Raw genomic sequence first — 21,187 nt, 5'->3', positions numbered from 1 at the left:
CGCTCACTCCTCTTCCCACACCGGGCTCATGCCGCGGGCGTGCTGGATCTCGTCGTTGGAAACCCCGGCGGCGACCATCGGCCACACCTGGGCGTCCGCGGAGACGATGAAGTCGACGACGACGGGGCGGTCATTGATGGCGTTGGCCTGGGCGATGACCTCGTCCAGGTCCTCCAGGCGCTCGCAGCGCAGCCCCACGGCCCCGTAGGCCTCGGCCATCTTGACGAAGTCGGGGACCCGCGCCGTTCCGGCCCCGGTGTGCAGGTCGGTGTTGGAGTAGCGCTGCCCGTAGAACAGCGTCTGCCACTGACGCACCATGCCCAGCGAGGAGTTGTTGATGACGGCGACCTTGATCGGGATGTTGTTGAGGGTGCAGGTGGCCAGCTCCTGGTTGGTCATCTGGAAGCACCCGTCACCGTCGATGAGCCACACCGGACGGTCGGGACAGGCCTCCTTGGCGCCCATGGCGGCAGGCAGGCCGTAGCCCATGGTGCCCGCGCCGGCGGACGTGAGCCAGGTGTGGGGGCGGCGGAAGGTGAGGTAGTGCGCCGACCACATCTGGTGCTGTCCCACTCCGGTGACCCAGATGGTGTCCTCGGAGGCGGCCCGGTTGAGGTGGGTGATGACCTCCTGGGGCTGCAGCAGCCCGTCGTCGGTATCGGTCCAGTCCGTCGGGTAGGTCGCCTGGATGCGCTCGACCTCTCGGCGCCACGGGGCGATGTCCACCCGTCCCTCAGCGGCGACGTGGTCGCGGAACTCGGCGCTCAGGGCGGGGACGACGTCGGCCAGGTCGCCGACGATCGGGACGTCGGCGGTACGGATCTTGGAGATCTCGGCCGGGTCGACGTCGACGTGGATCACCGAGGCCTTGGTGGCGAAGGTGTCGGGCCTGCCGGTGACCCGGTCGTCGAAGCGGGCGCCCAGGCAGACGACGACATCGGCGCGCTGAAGAGCTCCGACGGCGGCGACGGTGCCGTGCATTCCCGGCATTCGCAGGTTGAGCGGGTGCTCACTGGGCATGACGTCCAGAGCGGTCAGCGTGGTGACGAAGGGAGCCCCGATCAGCTCGATGAGCTCGGAGAGATCCTCGGAGGGCACCTGCGCACGGTTCAGCCCACCGCCAAGATAGAGGACGGGCCGGTCGGCCGCGGCGATCACCTCGGCGGCCTGAGCCAGGCGCCGCTGGTTGGGCCTGCCGGCAAGACGGTAGCCGGGCAGGTCTCGGACCGGCGGCCACACGAACTCCGTGGAGCCCTCCTGGGCGTCCTTGGAGATGTCGATGAGAACGGGACCGGGACGACCGGTGGAGGCGATGTGGAAGGCCTCGGCCACGCGCGGGACGATGTCCTCGGGGCGGGTGATGAGGAAGGAGTGCTTGACAAAGGGCATCGTGGCGCCGACGATGTCGGCCTCCTGGAAGGCATCCGTCCCGATCCCACGACTGGAGACCTGACCAGTGATGGCGAGCACCGGCACCGAGTCCATGTGCGCGTCACCGATGGCGGTGATGAGGTTGGTGGCACCGGGGCCGGACGTCGCCACACAGACTCCGGGCCGACCGGTGACCATGGCGTAGCCCTCAGCGGCGTGACCCGCCCCCTGCTCATGACGCACCAGGACGTGGCGGATCTTCGTCGAGGCAAGCAGCGGATCATAGAAGGGCAGGATGGCGCCACCCGGCATCCCGAAGATGTCTGTGACCCCAAGCTCCTCCAGTGCGCGCACCAGCGCCTGAGCGCCTGTCATGACCTGTTGGTCCTGACGTGCGGGAGCGTCATCGCGTGTCATCGCTCGCTCTCCTTGTCCGTGCTGAGCGTCCGGCGACCTGCCGGGTAATGAACGTTAGATCAGTGGCCGCAGAGAGTCATATTGAGACACCCATGATCTCACATCGTGGAATCACGGACTCGCGGTGCCGCCGGACGACGAGCCTGTTCCCCGCCGTCTTCGGCCGGCGAATCCCGGACCTTGGTACGGCACGAGGTCCTCCGGAGATGACACAATGAGTCTGTTACTCATGACAAACATCCGCTGCGTCACTTTCAGCGGTGAGACGGAAGGCGGCACAGCGACGTGGTCACCACTGTCCTGGACTATCTGCTAGACAACCCGGTTGTCATCGTGCTCCTCATGGTTGGCGCCGGGATGCTCCTCTGGCGCGCCAGGCGCAGAAGCATACGCATCCCGGCGACGGTGCTCCTGGTCTGCAGCACCGCCCTCATGGCCTGGAAAGTGGCACACGCCAATGTCCTGCACCACCTGTCCGGGAACGCGGTTCTCGTCCTGTTCCTGCTGGTAGGTACCGGGATGCTGCTTGGACACGTCAAGATCAAGGGAGTGAGTCTCGGGGCGGCGGCAGTTCTGTTCTGCGGCATCGCGCTGGCCGCCTGGGGAGCGTCCGCCTCGACCCCCATCGAGGTTCCCAGAGAGGTGGGGACCTTGGGGCTTGCGATCTTCACCTTCGCCATCGGCATCCAGTCCGGGCCGAACTTCTTCCACGTCATCCGCACCGCCGGTGGGCCGTTGGCCATCGTTCTGGGTGTACTGGGCGTCGCGTCCCTGGCAGCCGTGGGTGTAGGACGTCTTCTCGGCCTCAAGGCAGCGATGATCGCGGGCGCATTCGCCGGAGCCGTCACAAACACGCCTGCCCTGGCGGCAGCCGGAAACGCCGCAGCGATGGCCGGTGACAAGGCCGGACCGGGAGACGCCACGGTGGCCTACGCCGTCACCTACCTCTACGGCGTCATCGGCATGCTGTTCTTCTGCCTGCTGGCGCTGCGCTACCGCCGCAGCGACAAGGACACCCCTTCCCCGCTCATCAACCGCACCATCCGTGTGGAGCGTGAGGACGGTCCTGTCCTGGGCAACATCGTCGAGACCATCTCGGGGCAGCTACGATTCTCCCGCCTGCGTCGCGGCGAGAAGGGACCGATCACCCGGCCGACGAATGACGACCGCCTGTACAAGGACGACCTCATCACCGTCGTCGGCACTCAGGAGGCCGTCAACCAGGCGATCAGGGCAGTGGGCCACGGCTCGTCGCACTCCCTCATCGAGGACCGTAAGTACCTCGACTTCCGCCGCATCACGGTCTCCGACCCGAAGCTGGCCGGCCGCACCATCGGCGAGCTCGACATCGACCACCGCTTCGGGGCGACGATCTCTCGTGTCCGCCGCGGCGACGTGGACATGGTGGGCACCTCGGACCTCGTCCTCCAGCAGGGTGACCGGGTTCGCGTCGTCGGCCCGACCGGACGCATGAAGGAGATCTCAACCTACTTCGGCGACTCGTCGCGAGGGCTGTCATCCATCAACCCGGTGGCCCTGGGGCTGGGGATGGCCCTGGGCATCTTCATCGGTGAGTGGAAGTTCCTCACGCCTACCGGCGCCACCTTCTCCATCGGGTCGGCGGCCGGCACGCTTCTGGTCGGACTCATTTTCGGCCGTATCGGCCGCATCGGGAACTTCGTGACCGCCATGCCCTTCACTGCGACGGCGGTGCTCTCGGAGTTCGGTCTCCTGGTCTTCCTGGCCCAGGCCGGCACCAAGGCGGGTGGAGAGATTGCGCATGCATTCACCGGCGGTGACTGGTGGAGGATCTTCATCACCGGCTTCGTCGTCACCACCATTGTGGGGCTGGGGATCTACGTCTCCATGCGTTGGGTGGTCAGGATGGGGGGAACTCGCCTGTCCGGCCTCATCGGTGGTGTCCAGACCCAGCCGGCGATTCTGGCCTTCGCCAACGAGCGCACCGGTGCCGACCCTCGGGTGGCCTTGGGGTATGCGATGGTCTATCCCGTGGCGATGATCGTCAAGATCTTCATCGCCCAGATCCTCGGCGGTCTCTGACCTCTCCGACTGAGCCTCACCCGTTTGACAACGTCAATGGTGGCCCGTCGCTGGTATGCAGCGGCGGGCCACCATGACGTCTTGTGGACGCCGAGGACTTCGCGTCAGTCCTCGATCGGCTGCCTCTCCGCCTCGTCCCGATTGCGAGGCAGCGTGATGTGTCCGGAGGTGGCGACATCGTGGCGCCAATTGTGGTCGGTGATGATGCGCGCCAAGGCGAGTCCGACACCAATTGCCGTGATGACGAAGAAGACCTCGGCCAGGTTCGTGGCAGCCTCGCCGACATCGACGCCCTTGTCCACCGACAGCGTGTTGAGTGCGGAGATGGCCCGGTAGAAGGGGACTCCGGGGATCATGATGACGACGGCGGGCACGGAGAGCGCCACCCGCGACAGCGAGGCGCGGGAGACGAAGAGCTGGGCCAGCAGGCCGATCGTCACCGCAGCCAGCCCCACGGAGAGCTGCCACGGCACGTGGAAGACGTCGATGAGAAGAAGCCGCCCGGTGTTGGCCAGAGCCCCGACGACAGCGGCCAGCACGCTGGCCTTAGCGCCCGCATTGAACAGCATCGCGAATCCGTAGGCAGCGATGAAGGAGCAGAAGCAGCGCAGGATGTACAGGGGCGGCCCCCCAAGGGCGGCACCGCTGGCCGTCTCTACATCCCAGCGGAAGATGAAGGTCACCGTCCACACAGCGACGCCTGCCGCCGCCATCACCATGAGGACGTAGGCACTGCGCGACAGCGCCGAGGAGAAGTCCTGACGGAACAGATCCAGCATCGCCGTGACCATGGGGAAACCTGGAATGAGGAACAAGATGGCCGAGATGATGCCGCCCTGGTGGTTCCCGGTCACCACGCCAGCCGCATCGAGTGCAGTAACGATACCCATGTAGGTACCGGATGCGGCGACTCCACAGACGAGCCAGGTGAAGAAGTGCTGGTAGTGCCGTTCGAGCATCTGCCGCCGAATGAGCTGCCCGAGAAAAGCCGCTACGAGCACCGTCAGGCACTCGACCCAACCGCCCTTGTTGAGAAAACAGAATCCTGCGCAGGCCACACCGGAAGCAGCAGCATTGGTGAATACGTTGTACCGAGCATGCATCTTCTCGACCTGCGCCAGCTTGGCCTCGAGGTGCTCAACGGTCTCATGCGCCCGCAGGTCGTGGACGATCCTGCGCAGAGCCTCCAGCCGGTCCACGTTGACGCCGACACGACGCACCTCGCAGGCCTCGGTGCGGAATCGGTTGCCGACGTAGGAGGAGGTGACGATCTCCGTCATCGTCACCGTCGCCTCATGCCGGTCAAGCCCAACCGCGGACGCGGCTCTCGCCATAGAGGACTTAATGCGGTAGGAGCCTGCGCCCGCGGCGAGCATGAGACGCCCAAGATGCAGCACGACGTCGGACTGTTGCATGAGCCGGTCAGCATCGAGGCCCTGCTCATGGCTGCCTGAACGGGAAGGTGGTAGGTCGGTGTCAGTCACGGAGACAATGGTGCACCGTTTCATGCCCCCGTGTCAGATCGTATGTGGATACAACACGGCGTCGGTGCGCAGAACCGAACCAGGCAGTAAACAACGACGCGGGGCTTATGAGATCCGGGATGGATCTCATAAGCCCCGCGGGTGGTGTGTGCTCGGTGGTGTCCTACTCTCCCGCACCCTGGCGGGTGCAGTACCATCGGCGCTGTCAGGCTTAGCTTCCGGGTTCGGGATGGGTCCGGGCGTGTCCCTGTCGCTGTGACCACCGAGACGACTGGTTAGGCAGTGCAGGAACCGTCGCCATACGTGTGTGGTGTGCTCTATTCACGGTTGTGGCTGGCTGCCGGCCGGGTTGGGTTGGTTGTGGACCGTATAGTGGACGCTTCCGCACCTGTGTGCACCCCCCCTTCTCGCCACCAAGGGTTTGATGGTTGTGGTGGGGGTTGTTGTTTGTGTTGGCCTATTAGTACCAGTCAGCTCCAACCGTTACCGGTCTTCCACTTCTGGCCTATCAACCCAGTAGTCTGCTGGGGGCCTACCAAAACAATTGTCTTGTGGAGACCTTATCTTGAAGATGGTTTCCCGCTTAGATGCTTTCAGCGGTTACCCTTCCCGAACGTAGCCAACCAGCCGTGCCCCGGGCGGGACAACTGGCACACCAGAGGTTCGTCCGTCCCGGTCCTCTCGTACTAGGGACAGGCCTTCTCAAGTCTCCTGCGCGCGCAGAGGATAGGGACCGAACTGTCTCACGACGTTCTAAACCCAGCTCGCGTACCGCTTTAATGGGCGAACAGCCCAACCCTTGGGACCTGCTCCAGCCCCAGGATGCGACGAGCCGACATCGAGGTGCCAAACCATGCCGTCGATATGGACTCTTGGGCAGGATCAGCCTGTTATCCCCGGGGTACCTTTTATCCGTTGAGCGACGACCCACCCACACGGGATCGCCGGATCACTAGTTCCTACTTTCGTACCTGCTCGACCCGTCGGTCTCACAGTCAAGCTCCCTTGTGCACTTGCACTCAACACCTGGTTGCCGACCAGGCTGAGGGAACCTTTGAGCGCCTCCGTTACACTTTAGGAGGCAACCGCCCCAGTTAAACTACCCACCAGGCACTGTCCCTAACCCGGATCACGGGCCCAGGTTCAGGCGCACGCCATAACCAGAGTGGTATTTCAAGGACGACTCCACCACCACTGGCGTGACGGCTTCACAGTCTCCCACCTATCCTGCACAAGCTATAGCGGGCGCCAATACCAAGCTGTAGTAAAGGTCCCGGGGTCTTTCCGTCCTTCTGCGCGAAACGAGCATCTTTACTCGTACTGCAATTTCGCCGAGCTCATGGTTGAGACAGCGGGGAAGTCGTTACGCCATTCGTGCAGGTCGGAACTTACCCGACAAGGAATTTCGCTACCTTAGGATGGTTATAGTTACCACCGCCGTTTACTGGGGCTTAAATTCACCACTTCACCCCGAAGGGTTGATGGTTCCTCTTAACCTTCCAGCACCGGGCAGGCGTCAGTCCGTATACATCGCCTTACGGCTTCGCACGGACCTGTGTTTTTAGTAAACAGTCGCTTCCCCCTGGTCTCTGCGACCCACCCCCCTAGCCCGCGACGGGGCTTCAGGGAATCGGGCCCCCCTTCTCCCGAAGTTACGGGGGCATTTTGCCGAGTTCCTTAACCATGATTCACTCGTGCGCCTAGGCATACTCTGCCCGACCACCTGTGTCGGTTTAGGGTACGGGCGGCTGGCACCATCGCGTCGAGGCTTTTCTCGGCACCCCAGGATCACCCTGCTATCCCCCACCAGCGTGGGGTCACCATCACGCCTCACCCTCACCCAACCAAATGGGTCGTCACCCCGGATTTACCTGGAGGACGGGCTGCGCGCTTGAACGGACCAAGCCATCAGGTCCGCCGGGCTACCACTGTGCGTCACCCCTGTTAACACGCTTGCCTACCTGCACGGAGGATCCCCAGACCCCACCACCACAACCCCCACCAGGTCCGAAGACCCGAGTTGAGGGCTTACGTGGTGGCTGGGCGTGGGTTAGCACCCGCGCGTCAGCATGGGCGGTGCTTCGCCGGTACGGGAATATCAACCCGTCATCCATCGACTACGCCTGTCGGCCTCGCCTTAGGTCCCGACTCACCCAGGGCGGACTAGCCTGGCCCTGGAACCCTTGGTCATTCGGCGCTAGGGCTTCTCACCCTAGTATCGCTACTCATGCCTGCATTCTCACTCCCGCACCGTCCACGCCCGGTCACCCAGACGCTTCCCCCGGTGCAGGACGCTCCCCTACCACCCACAGCCCCTGCCACCACACGCGCAACGGCGCACGGTGAAGGGAGCAACGCTGTGGGTCCGCGGCTTCGGCGGTGTACTTGAGCCCCGCTACATTGTCGGCGCACGATCACTTGACCAGTGAGCTATTACGCACTCTTTCAAGGATGGCTGCTTCTAAGCCAACCTCCTGGTTGTCTGCGCGACCGCACATCCTTTCCCACTTAGCACACGCTTAGGGGCCTTAGCCGGCGATCTGGGCTGTTTCCCTCTCGACCACGGAGCTTATCCCCCGCAGTCTCACTGCCACGCTCACACCCTGACGGCATTCGGAGTTTGGTTGACGTCAGTAACCCTGTGGGGCCCATCAGCCACCCAGTAGCTCTACCTCCGCCGGGCAACACGCAACGCTGCACCTAAATGCATTTCGGGGAGAACCAGCTATCACGGAGTTTGATTGGCCTTTCACCCCTACCCACAGCTCATCCCCCCAGTTTTCAACCTAGGTGGGTTCGGTCCTCCACACGCTCTTACACGTGCTTCAACCTGGCCATGGGTAGATCACCCCGCTTCGGGTCCAGAACGCGCCACTACAACAACGCCCTATTCGGACTCGCTCTCGCTACGGCTACCCCACACGGGTTAACCTCGCGACACGCCACTGACTCGCAGGCTCATTCTTCAAAAGGCACGCCACCACCCCCACACACCAAAGCATGCAGAAGGCTCTGACGGCTTGCAAGCGCCCGGTTTCAGGTACTATTTCACTCCCCTCCCGGGGTACTTTTCACCATTCCCTCACGGTACTATCCACTATCGGTCATCAGGAGGTATTCAGGCAGCCAAGTGGTCTTGGCAGATTCACACAGGATTCCACGAGCCCCGTGCTACTCGGGCACCATCCCAGACACGCACCAACCAGTTACACCTACGGGGGTATCACCCACTACGCCACGCCTTCCCAGACGTTTCAGCTACCAGCCAGCACACGCGCCCCGCCTCCGGCAGAAGACGACAGAACAGCCCCACAACCCCGCACACGCAACCCCTGCCGAGTATCACACGCACACGGTTTAACCATCATCCGCTTTCGCTCGCCACTACTCACGGAATATCTTCTCCTACGGGTACTAAGATGTTTCACTTCCCCGCGTCACCCCCCACACCCTATACAATTCAGATGCAGGTGACACGACATAACTCGTGCCGGGTCCCCCCATTCGGAAACCCTCGGATCACAGCCCGCCAGCCGGCTCCCCGAGGAATATCGCAGGCCACCACGTCCTTCATCGGCCCCTGATGCCAAGGCATCCACCGAACGCTCAACAAAAACAAACAACAAGAACCACAACAACACACAAACACACACGACCCACACAAGACCATGCGCATCCACGCGCTTGTCGCAGAAAACACTTACAGTAAGATGCTCGCGTCCACTATACAGTTCACAACCAACCCACCCACACCCACAAGACCCACCAGCAACAAACCAGCAGACCCTACAGGCCAGGCAACCAGGGCGCACTGCCCCAGAACCCCGACAGCATGCCACCCCCACACACACGCACACCAAGCACGCACACGCAGGGGCACCCACCCAGACCAACCAGCCCAGGCAGGCGTGTTCCTTACACCATCATCTTCCCCACGGCACCCAGCACCCCAGCCACCCCCACAAGAACAAAAGGGGTGAAACAAACCAGGACACCAGGGGCGCCGCAAGCACAATCAATCCCTAGAAAGGAGGTGATCCAGCCGCACCTTCCGGTACGGCTACCTTGTTACGACTTCGTCCCAATCACCAGCCCCACCTTCGACCGCTCCCCATAGGGCCACGGGCTTCGGGTGTTGCCGACTTTCATGACGTGACGGGCGGTGTGTACAAGGCCCGAGAACGTATTCACCGCAGCGTTGCTGATCTGCGATTACTAGCGACTCCAACTTCACGGTGTCGAGTTGCAGACACCGATCCGAACTGAGACCGGCTTTAAGGGATTCGCTCCACCTCACAGTATCGCAGCCCTCTGTACCGGCCATTGTAGCATGCGTGAAGCCCAAGACATAAGGGGCATGATGATTTGACGTCATCCCCACCTTCCTCCGAGTTGACCCCGGCAGTCTCCCGCGAGTCCCCACCACAACGTGCTGGCAACACGAGACAAGGGTTGCGCTCGTTGCGGGACTTAACCCAACATCTCACGACACGAGCTGACGACAACCATGCACCACCTGTGAACCAGCCCCCAAAGGAGGAAACCCCGTCTCCAGGACCATCCGGCACATGTCAAGCCTTGGTAAGGTTCTTCGCGTTGCATCGAATTAATCCGCATGCTCCGCCGCTTGTGCGGGCCCCCGTCAATTCCTTTGAGTTTTAGCCTTGCGGCCGTACTCCCCAGGCGGGGCACTTAATGCGTTAGCTACGGCGCGGAAGACCCGGAAAAGGCCCCCCACACCTAGTGCCCAACGTTTACGGCGTGGACTACCAGGGTATCTAATCCTGTTCGCTCCCCACGCTTTCGCTCCTCAGCGTCAGTAACGGCCCAGAGACCCGCCTTCGCCACCGGTGTTCTTCCTGATATCTGCGCATTCCACCGCTACACCAGGAGTTCCAGTCTCCCCTACCGCACTCAAGCCGGCCCGTACCCACCGCAAGCCCCCAGTTAAGCCAGAGGATTTCACGACAGACGCGACCAGCCGCCTACGAGCTCTTTACGCCCAATAATTCCGGACAACGCTCGCGCCCTACGTATTACCGCGGCTGCTGGCACGTAGTTAGCCGGCGCTTCTTATCCAGCTACCGTCAACCCACCCACAAGGAGCAGGCCTGCTTCACTGGCGAAAGAGGTTCACAACCCGAAGGCCTCCATCCCTCACGCGGCGTCGCTGCATCAGGCTTGCGCCCATTGTGCAATATTCCCCACTGCTGCCTCCCGTAGGAGTCTGGGCCGTGTCTCAGTCCCAGTGTGACCGTCCACCCTCTCAGGCCGGCTACCCGTCACCGCCTTGGTAGGCCATCACCCCACCAACAAGCTGATAGGCCGCGAGCCCATCCCCCACCGGAACAAACCTTTCCCAGGCCCACCATGCGACAGACCCAGAATATCCCGTATTAGCCACACTTTCATGCGGTTATCCAGAAGAAGGGGGCAGGTTACTCACGTGTTACTCACCCGTTCGCCACTCATCCAGAACCAGCAAGCTGGCTCCTTCACCGTTCGACTTGCATGTGTTAAGCACGCCGCCAGCGTTCGTCCTGAGCCAGGATCAAACTCTCCAAACAAAACCAACAAAAAAGGCACCCCAAGCCAACCACCAAACAAGGCAGCCAACCAGAACACCAACAGTCAGCACACAGTCCAGAAAACCAGACCAGGCCCAACCCAACCCCCCACACAGAAGAGCCAGGCAAACCAAAACAAAACAAGCCCCAGAAACCACACACAACCACCCAAACCACCCACCACACAAGACAGGCAACCCAGACAACCACGCACAGCCCCCAGGACCCATGGCATAAAAAACATGACACACTATCGAGTTCTCAAACAACACACCCAGCCAGCTCTCACCCAAGCCTGTTGGCTTGACCTTGCTCCGGCGAGCAACTCCGCTACTTTAGGAGATCTGTCGTGTCGATGTCAACCTCGAGAAGATTGACCTCGGTCACATCTGACAGCCTCGCGTCCCAGCGGACTGACTGCCGGAAGACCTTGCAGGAAGCTCGGCCCATTCGGCAGCGGGCTGTACTTTAGGCAGGTCCGCCCCCTGGGCGTCAAACTGAATCTCCATGATCCAGAACACATCAGTTTTCCCTTGTTATCGCAACGCTCTCGTCCTGAGGTCCACGCACCACGGCAGCCACCCTGTCGGGCGTCAGTTTTGACCGGACCGTCCGTGTACTACCATCGACCACTCAGTTCATTGTTCAACTTTCTGGTGATCGACTCCGCTCACCACATGACTCCAAGGAGCACGTCCCGTGCCTGCCTCCATGCGTGGCGCCAAGCGCCCTCGTTCCGGATCCGACATCGTGACCAGTCCTTCGGCCCGCATCGTGCTGGCCATCATGAGGATCGTCGTCGGCTTCTTCTTCCTCTGGGCCTTCCTGGACAAGACCTTCGGCCTCGGGTTCTCCACATCGCCTCAGATGGCCTGGATCAACGGGGGTCAGCCCGCCCAGAGGTTCATCAAGGGAGTGGCGGCCAACAGCCCCTTCGGGAGCGCCTTCACGCTCTTCGCCAACCCGGTAGGAGACTGGCTGTTCATGGCCGGAATGCTCGGCGTCGGCGTCGCCCTCATCCTTGGCATCGGGCTCAAGGTGAGCGCCATCGCGGCCTCGGCACTCATGGTATCCATGTACCTCGCGCTATGGCCCATCGGAACCGGAGGCACTGAGGATGCCGCCACCAACCCCCTGGTCGACCTCCACTGGGTCCTGGCACTGTCCACTGTCCTGTTCGCGCTGACACGCGCCGGCGACACCCTCGGACTGGGGAACTGGTGGGCCCGCCTGGTCGGGGACTCCTGGCTGCGCTGATCCCGCAGAGGTCCCGTTGACCGATTGATCGACGATCACCAACGGACCATGCCCTGGGCGCGACAGGGGGGTGCCCCTATGTGGTGTGTCAAGCGGCGGTGGGTAGTTTCGTGGCTGGTTGGGGGTCGTAGAGTGCGCCGTTGCGGATCATGGCGTGCAGGGTCAGGATGCGGCGGTGGGCCAGGGCGAGGACGGCCTGGTTATGGCGTTTGCCCTGGTTGCGTTTGCGCTGGTAGTAGGCCCGGGAGACGGGGTCGGAGCGCAGTGAGGCGAAGGCGGACAGGAACATGGCGCGCTTGAGCCTCTTGTTGCCGCCGTGGGAGACGTGCTCACCACGGATCGATGAGCCGGAGCGACGTGTGACAGGAGCGAGCCCGGCGTAGGAGGCCAGCTGGGCTCCGGCGTCGAAGGTCTTGCCCAGGGTCTCGGCCAGGAAGACGGCTGCGGTCCTGACCCCGATCCCGGGCATGGAGGTCAGGACCTGGTAAAGAGGGTGGGCCTGCACCAGGGTCTCGACCTGGGCTGCGACATCGGCCCGCTGAGCGTGCAGGGAGATGAGCTGCCTAGCCAGGTGGGGCAGCACCACTGCGGCGGCGTCGGTGCCGGCGACCACCACGGTCTGGTGCTCCAGGGCCGAGACGATCTGGCCGGCCCAGGTGGCGTGCCGCCTGCACCCGTGCTTCTTGAGCCTGGCGTCAATCCTTGCCTTGCCCGCTCGCTTCAGATCGGCTGGAGTGGGCCAGGCGGCGACGACCTCCAAGACGGCGTCGTGCTCCAGCCAGGGCCCCACCACGGCCTCGAGGGCGGGGTGGATCTGGGTGTACAGGCCCCGGATCCGGTTTGCGGTCTGGTTGACCTGGCGGGCCAGGTCCAGGTCGAAGCCAGTCAGCATGCTCAGCGCCGCAGCCTCTTCCTCCGAGGCGCTGACGGCTCTCAGGGTGTGAGGCATGGTCCTGGCTGCGCCGGCGATGACGGCAGCGTCCTTGGCGTCGGTCTTGGCGCTGCCCGGCGTCAGGTCAGCGATGCGGCGCATCGACAGCCCGGGCAGGTAGCCCACGGTGATGCCCATGTCCTGAGCCACCGCCACCGCCAGGGCCCCGATGGTGGCGGGCTGGTCGACCACCACCAGCACCTGCCCCTTTGCCTGCAGGCGCTGGTAGACCTCACGCAGCCGGTCCTCGTCGTTGGGCAGGGCCCTGTCGAGGACCTTCTGCCCGTCCCGGCTCAGGGCCGTGGCCCAGTGCTCGCTCTTGCCGACGTCGATGCCGATGAAGACGTCGATGTCCTCGATATCCATCTCTCCTGCCACCTCTCGCTGCATGGGTGAGGGTCAGCCGGTGGACGACCGGTCCCGCACCCACGTTACGAAAGACCTCACACGCAGCGGGTCGTTCCCCTTATCAGCGGTCACCAGCGCCCGGCTGCCGCGGGTGACAACACCCCCCGGATCATTAGAAGACAGGGGCAAGACATCATGCCCACAGCAGCTGGCCCAGCCCCGGACCACCCGGGACCACCAACAAGGTAACGGGCGTGTGGCACCACCGGCCGGTGGTGCCACACGCCCCCCCTGCTGCATCAGGCGGAGTGTTCTGCCCCTTTACTTACTCACTCTCCGCCTCGGCGAACTTGCGCACCGCCTTGGCCACGGCGTCGGCGACGCGGGTGTCGAAGGCACCGGGGATGATGTACACGGGACTGATCTCGTCGTCGGCGATCACTGAGGCGATGCCGGTGGAGGCGGCCCGCAGCAGCTCGGTGGAGATGTCAGTGATTCCGGTATCCAGCAGGCCGCGGAAAAGTCCGGGGAAGGCCAGCACGTTGTTGATCTGGTTGGGGAAGTCCGAGCGTCCGGTCGCCACGACCGCGGCGTAGTCGGCGGCGCGGATCGGGTCGACCTCGGGAATCGGGTTCGCCATGGCGAAGACGATGGCGCCGTCGTTCATGGCCGCCAGGTCCTCAGGCTCGAGCAGGTTGCCCGACGAGACGCCGATGAAGACGTCGGCACCCTTGAGCCCCTCCTTGAGGGAGCCGGTCACCTGACGCGGGTTGGTGTTCTCCGCGAGCCACTTGCGGTGCTCGTTCATCCCCTCGGTGTCGGCTGCGGACAGGGCCCCGGTGCGCCCGTAACCGACGATGTCGGTAGCGCCGTGAGCCATGAGCAGCTTGGCGATGGCGTTGCCCGCCGCGCCGACGCCGGACAGGACGATGCGCACGTCCTCGATCTTCTTGCCCACGATCTTCAGTGCGTTGATAAGAGCGGCCAGGGTCACGATGGCCGTGCCGTGCTGGTCGTCGTGGAAGACGGGGATGTCGAGCTCCTCGCGCAGACGCGCCTCGATGTCGAAGCACTTGGGCGCCGCGATGTCCTCCAGGTTGATGCCTCCGTAGGCCGGGGCGATGGCCTTGACGATGGAGATGATCTCCTCGGGGTCCTTGGTGTCCAGGGCCACCGGCCAGGCGTCGACGTTGCCGAACTGCTTGAACAGGACGGCCTTGCCCTCCATGACGGGCATGGCGGCCGAGGGACCGATGTCCCCCAGGCCCAGGACCGCGGTGCCGTCGGTGACGACGGCGACGGTGTTCTTCTTGATGGTGAGCATCCGGGCGCGCTCGGGGTGGTCGTAGATGGCCTTGCAGACGCGGGCGACCCCGGGGGTGTAGACGCGTGCCAGGTCGCGACGGTTGTGGATCGGGTACTTGCCGGAGACCTCGATCTTGCCGCCGACGTGGGTCAGGAAGGTGGAGTCGCCGACGTTACGGACGACGACGCCGTCGATCTCCTCGAGCTTGGCGACGAGCTCGTTGCGGTGCTTGGAGTCGCGGGTGTCGGCGGTGAGGTTGACGGTGAGCTTGTCGCCGTCGGCGTCGGCCACGTCGACGCCGGTGACGATGGCACCAGTCGCAGTGGCGGTGTCGACCAGGCGGGCCACCGCCTTCTGGGAGGCGGGCACCTCGAGGTACAGGGCGACGGTGTAACTGGGACTGGGCTGAACCATGGGCACTCCTTGTGGGACTGGCGGGGTCTCGTGATAAGTGCCCTGAGCCTATCCCCCACCGGCCCGCTCTCAGCCGGATGACGGTCCTACAACGACCGCATAATGAGACATCGACTGAGGCGCCACCGCGCTTTCGCAGGCATTCAGGCGCTGATCTGGGAGGGGTATCACACCAGCGAGACATCAGCGCCGCAAGTCCCTCAGGCGCCTCGACGGCGAACGGTCCGGCCCGTTCCCGTTGCCTGCCGCGAACGGGAACGGGCCGGACTTATTCGGCTGCTCCAAACCTCCCTCGTCACGCGGGGCAAGGGGGTAGGTCTCGGCCGAGGATCAGGAAGGCCCGGCTCAGCCCTGGACGCGTTCCATGACCAGCTCACGCACGCGTTTGGCGTCGGCCTGGCCTCGAGTCGCCTTCATGACGGCGCCGACGATGGCGCCGGCCGCCTGGACCTTGCCGCCGCGGATCTTGTCCGCAACGTCCGGGTTCGCTGCCAGGGCCTCGTCCACGGCCGCCAGCAGGGCGGAGTCGTCGGAGACCACCTCCAGCCCGCGAGCGGCGGCCACGGCCTCGGGATCACCCTCCCCGGCCAGGACCCCCTCAAGCACCTGCCGGGCCAGCTTGTCGGTGAGGCGACCGGAGTCCACCAGTCCCTGCAGCTCAGCGATCTGGGCGGGCGTGACGGCCAGGTCCTCCAGGGCGGTCTCCTGCTCCTTGGCGGTGCGGGAGAGCTCACCCATCCACCACTTGCGGGCGGCCTGGCCGGTGGTTCCCGCGGCCGCGGTGGCCTCGATGAGCTCAAGAGCCCCGGCGTTGACGACGTCGCGCATCTCGGTGTCGCTCAGGTTCCACTCAGCCTTGAGCCGACGGCGCTTGGCTGCCGGCATCTCCGGCAGGTCCTCACGAATCTGCTCGACCCACTGACGGCTGGGTGCCACCGGCACGAGGTCCGGTTCGGGGAAGTAGCGGTAGTCGTCGGCGTCGGACTTGACGCGACCGGCGCGGGTGGTGCCGTCGGCCTGGCCGTGGCGAGTCTCCTGGAGAACCTCTCCCCCGGCGGCCAGGATGGCGGCCTGCCGCTGGATCTCGTAGCGGATGACCTGCTCGATACCGCGGAAGGTGTTGACGTTCTTGGTCTCGGTGCGGGTGCCCAACGGCGCGTCGGGCGACTCGCGCAGGGAGACGTTGACGTCGGCGCGCACGTTGCCTCGCTCCATGCGCGCCTCGGAGACGCCCAGGGCCCGGAAGATGTCGCGCAGGGTGCGCACATACGTGGCGGCCACCTGGGGGGCCCTGGCACCGGCGCCCTCGATGGGGCGGGTCACGATCTCCACCAGCGGTACGCCGGCCCGGTTGTAGTCCACCAGGGAGTAGCTGGCACCCTCGATACGGCCGTCGGCGCCCCCGATGTGGGTGTTCTTGCCGGCGTCCTCCTCCATGTGGGCCCGCTCGATCGGGATGGTGAAGAAGGAGCCGTCCTCCAGCTCGATCTCCAGGGCGCCGTCATAGGCGATGGGCTCGTCGGACTGGGAGGTCTGGAAGTCCTTGGCCAGGTCCGGGTAGAAGTAGTTCTTCCGGGCGAAGCGGCAGGACTCGGCGATCTGGCAGCCCAGGGCCAGGCCGATGCGGATGGCGTACTCCACCCCTCGGGCGTTGACCACCGGCAGCGCTCCGGGGAGTCCCACCGAGGTGGGGGTCACCATCGTGTTGGGCTGGGCGCCGAACACGTTGGGGGCGGCGTCGAACATCTTGGTGGTGGTCCCCAGCTCGACGTGCACCTCCAGGCCCAGGACCGGGTCGTAGCGGCGAACGGCCTCGTCGAAGTCCATCAGCGTGTCACTCATCGTGTCTCCTCCAGCTCGGGTGCGCGCGACAGCAGCGGCGCCCCCCATGTCTCCTCCAGCGCGGCCTCCAGGACGGCTCCGGCGCGGTAGAGCCGGTCATCGGCCCGCTGCGGCGCCAGGATCTGGAAGCCCACCGGCAGCCCGTCATCGCTCAGACCCGAGGGCAGGCTCATGCCGGGCACCCCGGCGAGGTTGGCTGGGATCGTGGTCACGTCCAGCTTGTACATCGCCAGCGGGTCGTCCTTCTCCCCGAAGCGGTAGGCCGTCACCGGGGCCGTGGGCGACACGAGGATGTCCGCCTTGTCCCAGGCCGCGGCGAAGTCGCGCTGCACCAGGGTGCGCACCTTCTGAGCCGATCCGTAGTAGGCGTCGTAGTAGCCGGCGGACAGCACGTGCGTGCCCAGGATGATGCGGCGCTTGACCTCGTCTCCGAATCCCGCCCCGCGGGTGGCCGCCATGACGGTCTCGGCGGTGACCGGGCCCGCGGCCGGCTCGACCCGCAGGCCGTAGCGCATCCCGTCGTACCGGGCCAGGTTGGAGGAGGCCTCGGCGGGCATGATGAGGTAGTAGGCGTCCAGCGCGTACTCCAGGTGCGGCAGGGAGACGGTCTCCACCCGTGCACCCGCCGCCTCGAGCAGCTCCAGGGCTGCGTGGAAGGAGGCGACGACGCCGTCGTGGTAGCCCTCGCCGCCGTCGAGCTCGGAGATGACGCCGACCCTCAGGCCGGTCAGGTCCCGCCCCTCCTGGGCGGCCCGCACGACCGCAGCCATGCCGCGCGGCGCATCCGGCAGCGAGGTCGAGTCCAGCGGGTCGTGGGAGGCGATGACGTCGTGCAGGAGCGCGGTGTCCAGCACCGTGCGGGCCATGGGGCCGGGAGTGTCGAGGGAGGAGGCCATGGCGATGACGCCGAAGCGCGAGACCGTCCCGTAGGTGGGCTTGACACCGACCGTGCCGGTGACCGCCGCGGGCTGGCGGATCGAGCCACCGGTGTCGGTGCCGACGGCCACGGGGGCCTCGTAGGCGCCGACGGCGGCCGCGGAGCCGCCCGAGGAGCCTCCGGGAATGCGTCCGAGGTCCCAGGGGTTGGCGGTGCGTCCGAAGGCCGAGTGCTCGGTGGAGCCGCCCATGGCGAACTCATCGAGGTTGGTCTTGCCCAGGATCGGGGTGCGGGCGGCGCGCAGGTTGCGCACGAGGGTGGCGTCGTAGGGCGGCACCCAGCCCTCAAGGATCCGGGAGGCGGCGGTGGTGACCTGCCCCCGAGTGACGATGAGGTCCTTGACGGCCACCGGCACACCGGTCAGCTCGCTGGCCGCCCGCCCCTCCCTGCGGGCGGCGTCGGCGGCGTCGGCCTGGCTCAGCGCGTGCTCGGCATCGACATTGAGGAAGGCTCCCACAGCGCCGTCAACAGCGGCGATGCGGTCCAGGTGGGCCTGGGTGAGCTCGCGGGAGGAGACCTCCCCCGCCGTCAGGGCCGCGGCCTGATCGGCGGCGCTGCTCCTGATGAGGCCGGACAGCCCGGCCATGTCAGTACTACTCATGAGGCGGAGTCCTCCCCCAGGATCTGCGGCACGAGGAACATGGAGTCCTCGGAGGCCGGCGCACCGGCCAGGAGCTCGTCGACATCGAGCGTAGGAGCCGGGACGTCCTCGCGCAGTACGTTGGTCAGGGGCACGGGGTGAGAGGTGGCCGGAAGGTCCGGCGTGACCACGCTGGTGACCCGGGCGAAGGAGGAAGCGACCGCATCCAGCTCCCCGGCCAGCCGCGTCACCTCCTCCTCGCTCAGAGCCACCCGAGCCAGCGCCGCAACCCGTGCGACCTCATCAGTGGAGATAGCAGACATGGTGTGGAGTCTAGCCGGGTCGGGCCGAGCTGCCGTCACATGACGCCGTCACATGACATCGACACTGGAGCCGACACGCAATCGGCAACGGGGACCGATCCCCATGGACGATCCGGGGCCGGGAGGCACACGCTGGACTCCAAACCCCAGGATTCCAGAGGAAACGAAACTGAGACCGGATTCGTGCGATCTCACAGTACTTCATCCCCGAGGATGATTGACATCCCCTCGTTTCACGGATGTCATGGTGGGCACCGGGTTGCTGAGGACCTTGCGGGAGCGCTGCTCCCTGAAGGACCGGGCAGCCCTTGGACCGGATCTCCAGGACGTTGGGTCACAGGAGGTCGGACGGACAACTGGATTCGACCGCGCTCCGCACGATGCGAAGCACCCGGTCGAGGGACGAGGACGCATGAGCAGCAACACTTCCCCCACTGGTGCTCAGCACCAGGGAGAAGCCTCACCGAGCAAGACCACCGTGCTCAGCACACCCTACGGGGAGCCCGCAGGTGTGCGTCGTCAGTCTGTCTTCCAGGCGGCTGCGAACGGCGCGGCACCGCATGCCCGCTCTGCCAGCACCACCTCAAGCGACAACGAGGGCCTGGGCAGTACCGAGGAGATCGAGGTGGTTGCCCCGGACGCGGTCGCTGCACCGGGGACCGACAACGAGCTGCACGACCAGCCCAGCACCGCCGCCACCGATGAGGCCAACAGCACCAGCAGTGCCAGCAGCACCGGCAGCACTGACGGTCTCGAAGACGCCGCTGCAGGTGCGCCGGCCGCCCCGGCGGGTCAGGCCGCCCCGGCGGGTCAGGCCGCCCCGGCCTCCCCCGCCGTCTCCGCCTTCGCAGCACCCACGCAGCCGGACGAGGACTCCTACCTGGACGAGCCCCGACGCCGGCGCCGCTGGCCGCTGGGCGTGGCGGCCGCCGCACTCCTCCTGCTGGGCGTCGTCGGCGCGGGGGGCTACGCCTACGCCGCCCACTACGACGGACGTGCCGTGCCGGGCACGATGGTGGCCGGTACCGATGTCTCCGGTAAGAGCCGCGAGGAGGTGGTGGCCACCGTCGAGGACCTTGCGAACAACGCCAAGGTCGACATCTCCGGGGACGTCACCGCCAGCGCCTCCCTGGCAGACCTGGGAACCACCGTGGATGCCCAGGCCACCGCCGATGCCGTCATGGCACGCGGTGACACGCTCGGTGAGAAGCTCCAGGCCCTGGTCTCCAAGGGAGAGGTCCCGGTGGTCGCCACCACCGACAAGACCACCGTGGACAGCTACGCCACCTCCCTCATCCCCGAGGACCGTGCCAAGGCGCGCAACGCCACCGTGGTCCTCAGCGAGGACGGCACCACCTTCTCCACCACGAGCGCCTCCAAGGGCGCCGCCCTGGACGCGGACGCCCTGGCTCAGGCCGCGCAGAAGGCCGCCACGTCCCTGGACTCGTCATCGGTCTCCCTGACGATGACGAACGCCGACCCGAAGGTCTCCGACGACGATGCCCAGAAGGTTGCCGACAAGGCCAACAGCTGGGTCTCCCAGGACGTCACCATCACCCTGGACGACGACTCCTACACGGCGGACGACACGGACAAGGCATCGTGGATCACGGTGACCAACTCGGCCGACTCCGCCCCCACCATCGCCGTGGACTCCGCGAAGGTCTCCCAGTGGGTCCAGGCGCAGGCCGAGGAGGCCAAGGTCGACCCCGTCAACGGTCAGCGCAATGTCAACGCCAGCGGACAGGTCGTCTCCACCCCGACGGAGGCCAAGGACGGCAAGACCGTCAACAATGCTGACGCGGTCGCCACCTCGATCACTCAGTCCTTCGGCAGCGACAGGGCCTACACCGGCTCCTTCGAGACGACGACGGTCAAGGCGGAGTGGAAGGAGCGCACCATCGCCGACGGCGCGGAGAACCTGCCTTACCAGGCCGCCCCGGGCGAGAAGTGGATCGACCTCAACCTGTCGAGCAAGACGGTGACCGCCTATGAGGGCGCCACCGTCGTGCACGGTCCGGTCTCCATCGTCGACGGCGCCGCCGAGACCCCCACGGTGACCGGCACCTACAAGGTCTACCTGCAGTACGAGTCCCAGACGATGCGGGGCGAGAACGCCGACGGCTCGCCCTACGTCGCCGAGGACGTCCCGTGGGTGAGCTACTTCTACAGCGGCTACGCCTTCCACGGCGCGGCATGGCGCTCGAGCTTCGGCTACTCCGGCTCGCACGGCTGCGTCAACATGCCGGTCTCCGAGGCTCAGTGGATCTACAACTGGGTCGACACGAGCACCGTGGTCCAGAGCCACTACTGATCCGGCACCGGCCGATCCGCAACCGGGGTGGGGCG

Annotated in this window: 10 protein-coding genes and 3 rRNA genes; 3 read left to right on the top strand and 10 right to left on the bottom strand. The window is 65.2% G+C overall.

Annotation, left to right across the window (positions count from 1 at the left end; genetic code table 11):
• Positions 1-3: 3 nt before the first annotated feature.
• Complete coding sequence (locus EL340_RS01170; RefSeq protein ID WP_126413068.1) at positions 4-1,788, bottom strand: acetolactate synthase large subunit; 1,785 nt, start codon at positions 1,786-1,788, stop codon at positions 4-6.
• Between the two features lie 432 nt (positions 1,789-2,220).
• Between EL340_RS01170 and EL340_RS01165 the strand changes: the two genes are divergently transcribed.
• Positions 2,221-3,849 (top strand): aspartate:alanine exchanger family transporter, encoded by a 1,629-nt coding sequence (locus tag EL340_RS01165; RefSeq protein ID WP_126415246.1) that lies wholly within the window; start codon positions 2,221-2,223, stop codon positions 3,847-3,849.
• 104 nt (positions 3,850-3,953) lie between these two features.
• Here the strand turns inward: EL340_RS01165 and EL340_RS01160 are convergent, their stop codons facing one another.
• The 4 genes from EL340_RS01160 to EL340_RS01145 all read right to left on the bottom strand — a co-directional run bounded on the left by EL340_RS01160 (position 3,954) and on the right by EL340_RS01145 (position 10,900).
• Positions 3,954-5,333 (bottom strand): threonine/serine exporter family protein, encoded by a 1,380-nt coding sequence (locus tag EL340_RS01160; RefSeq protein WP_126413067.1) that lies wholly within the window; start codon positions 5,331-5,333, stop codon positions 3,954-3,956.
• A 150-nt stretch (positions 5,334-5,483) separates the two neighbouring features.
• Positions 5,484-5,600 (bottom strand): 5S ribosomal RNA (gene rrf / locus EL340_RS01155).
• A 172-nt stretch (positions 5,601-5,772) separates the two neighbouring features.
• A 23S ribosomal RNA gene (locus EL340_RS01150) occupies positions 5,773-8,958 on the bottom strand.
• Between the two features lie 401 nt (positions 8,959-9,359).
• A 16S ribosomal RNA gene (locus EL340_RS01145) occupies positions 9,360-10,900 on the bottom strand.
• Together the 16S, 23S and 5S rRNA genes form the textbook arrangement of a ribosomal RNA operon.
• Before the next feature lie 699 nt (positions 10,901-11,599).
• On the opposite strand from EL340_RS01145, the gene EL340_RS01140 reads away from it, so the two are divergent.
• A complete protein-coding gene (locus EL340_RS01140; protein ID WP_126413066.1) occupies positions 11,600-12,157 on the top strand; it encodes a DoxX family protein in 558 nt (185 codons plus the stop codon).
• A gap of 88 nt (positions 12,158-12,245) precedes the next feature.
• Here EL340_RS01140 and EL340_RS01135 read toward each other — a convergent pair whose 3' ends face one another.
• From EL340_RS01135 to gatC, 5 genes are all read right to left on the bottom strand, one after another.
• Positions 12,246-13,454 (bottom strand): IS110 family RNA-guided transposase, encoded by a 1,209-nt coding sequence (locus tag EL340_RS01135; RefSeq protein ID WP_126413232.1) that lies wholly within the window; start codon positions 13,452-13,454, stop codon positions 12,246-12,248.
• Positions 13,455-13,761: 307 nt separating this feature from the next.
• Positions 13,762-15,156 carry an NAD(P)-dependent malic enzyme gene (locus tag EL340_RS01130; protein WP_126413065.1) on the bottom strand — a complete coding sequence of 465 codons (1,395 nt, stop codon included), beginning with the start codon at positions 15,154-15,156 and terminating at the stop codon, positions 13,762-13,764.
• A 345-nt stretch (positions 15,157-15,501) separates the two neighbouring features.
• Entirely contained in the window at positions 15,502-16,998 is a 1,497-nt protein-coding gene (gatB, locus tag EL340_RS01125) for an Asp-tRNA(Asn)/Glu-tRNA(Gln) amidotransferase subunit GatB (protein WP_126413064.1), read from the bottom strand.
• Positions 16,995-18,536 (bottom strand): Asp-tRNA(Asn)/Glu-tRNA(Gln) amidotransferase subunit GatA, encoded by a 1,542-nt coding sequence (gene gatA, locus EL340_RS01120; protein ID WP_126413063.1) that lies wholly within the window; start codon positions 18,534-18,536, stop codon positions 16,995-16,997. Before gatA ends, gatB begins: the two co-directional genes overlap by 4 nt.
• Entirely contained in the window at positions 18,533-18,838 is a 306-nt protein-coding gene (gene gatC, locus EL340_RS01115) for an Asp-tRNA(Asn)/Glu-tRNA(Gln) amidotransferase subunit GatC (RefSeq protein ID WP_075248934.1), read from the bottom strand. The genes gatA and gatC overlap by 4 nt, the downstream gene beginning before the upstream one ends.
• Positions 18,839-19,250: 412 nt before the next feature.
• On the opposite strand from gatC, the gene EL340_RS01110 reads away from it, so the two are divergent.
• Positions 19,251-21,152 carry a L,D-transpeptidase gene (locus tag EL340_RS01110; protein WP_164719325.1) on the top strand — a complete coding sequence of 634 codons (1,902 nt, stop codon included), beginning with the start codon at positions 19,251-19,253 and terminating at the stop codon, positions 21,150-21,152.
• Positions 21,153-21,187 lie beyond the last annotated feature (35 nt).

Origin of the sequence: Actinomyces viscosus (genome assembly GCF_900637975.1) — a bacterium.
Lineage (GTDB): Bacteria > Actinomycetota > Actinomycetes > Actinomycetales > Actinomycetaceae > Actinomyces > Actinomyces viscosus.
The sequence above is the reverse complement of the archived record's forward strand: the minus strand, read 5'-3'. Positions and strand labels throughout refer to the sequence as shown.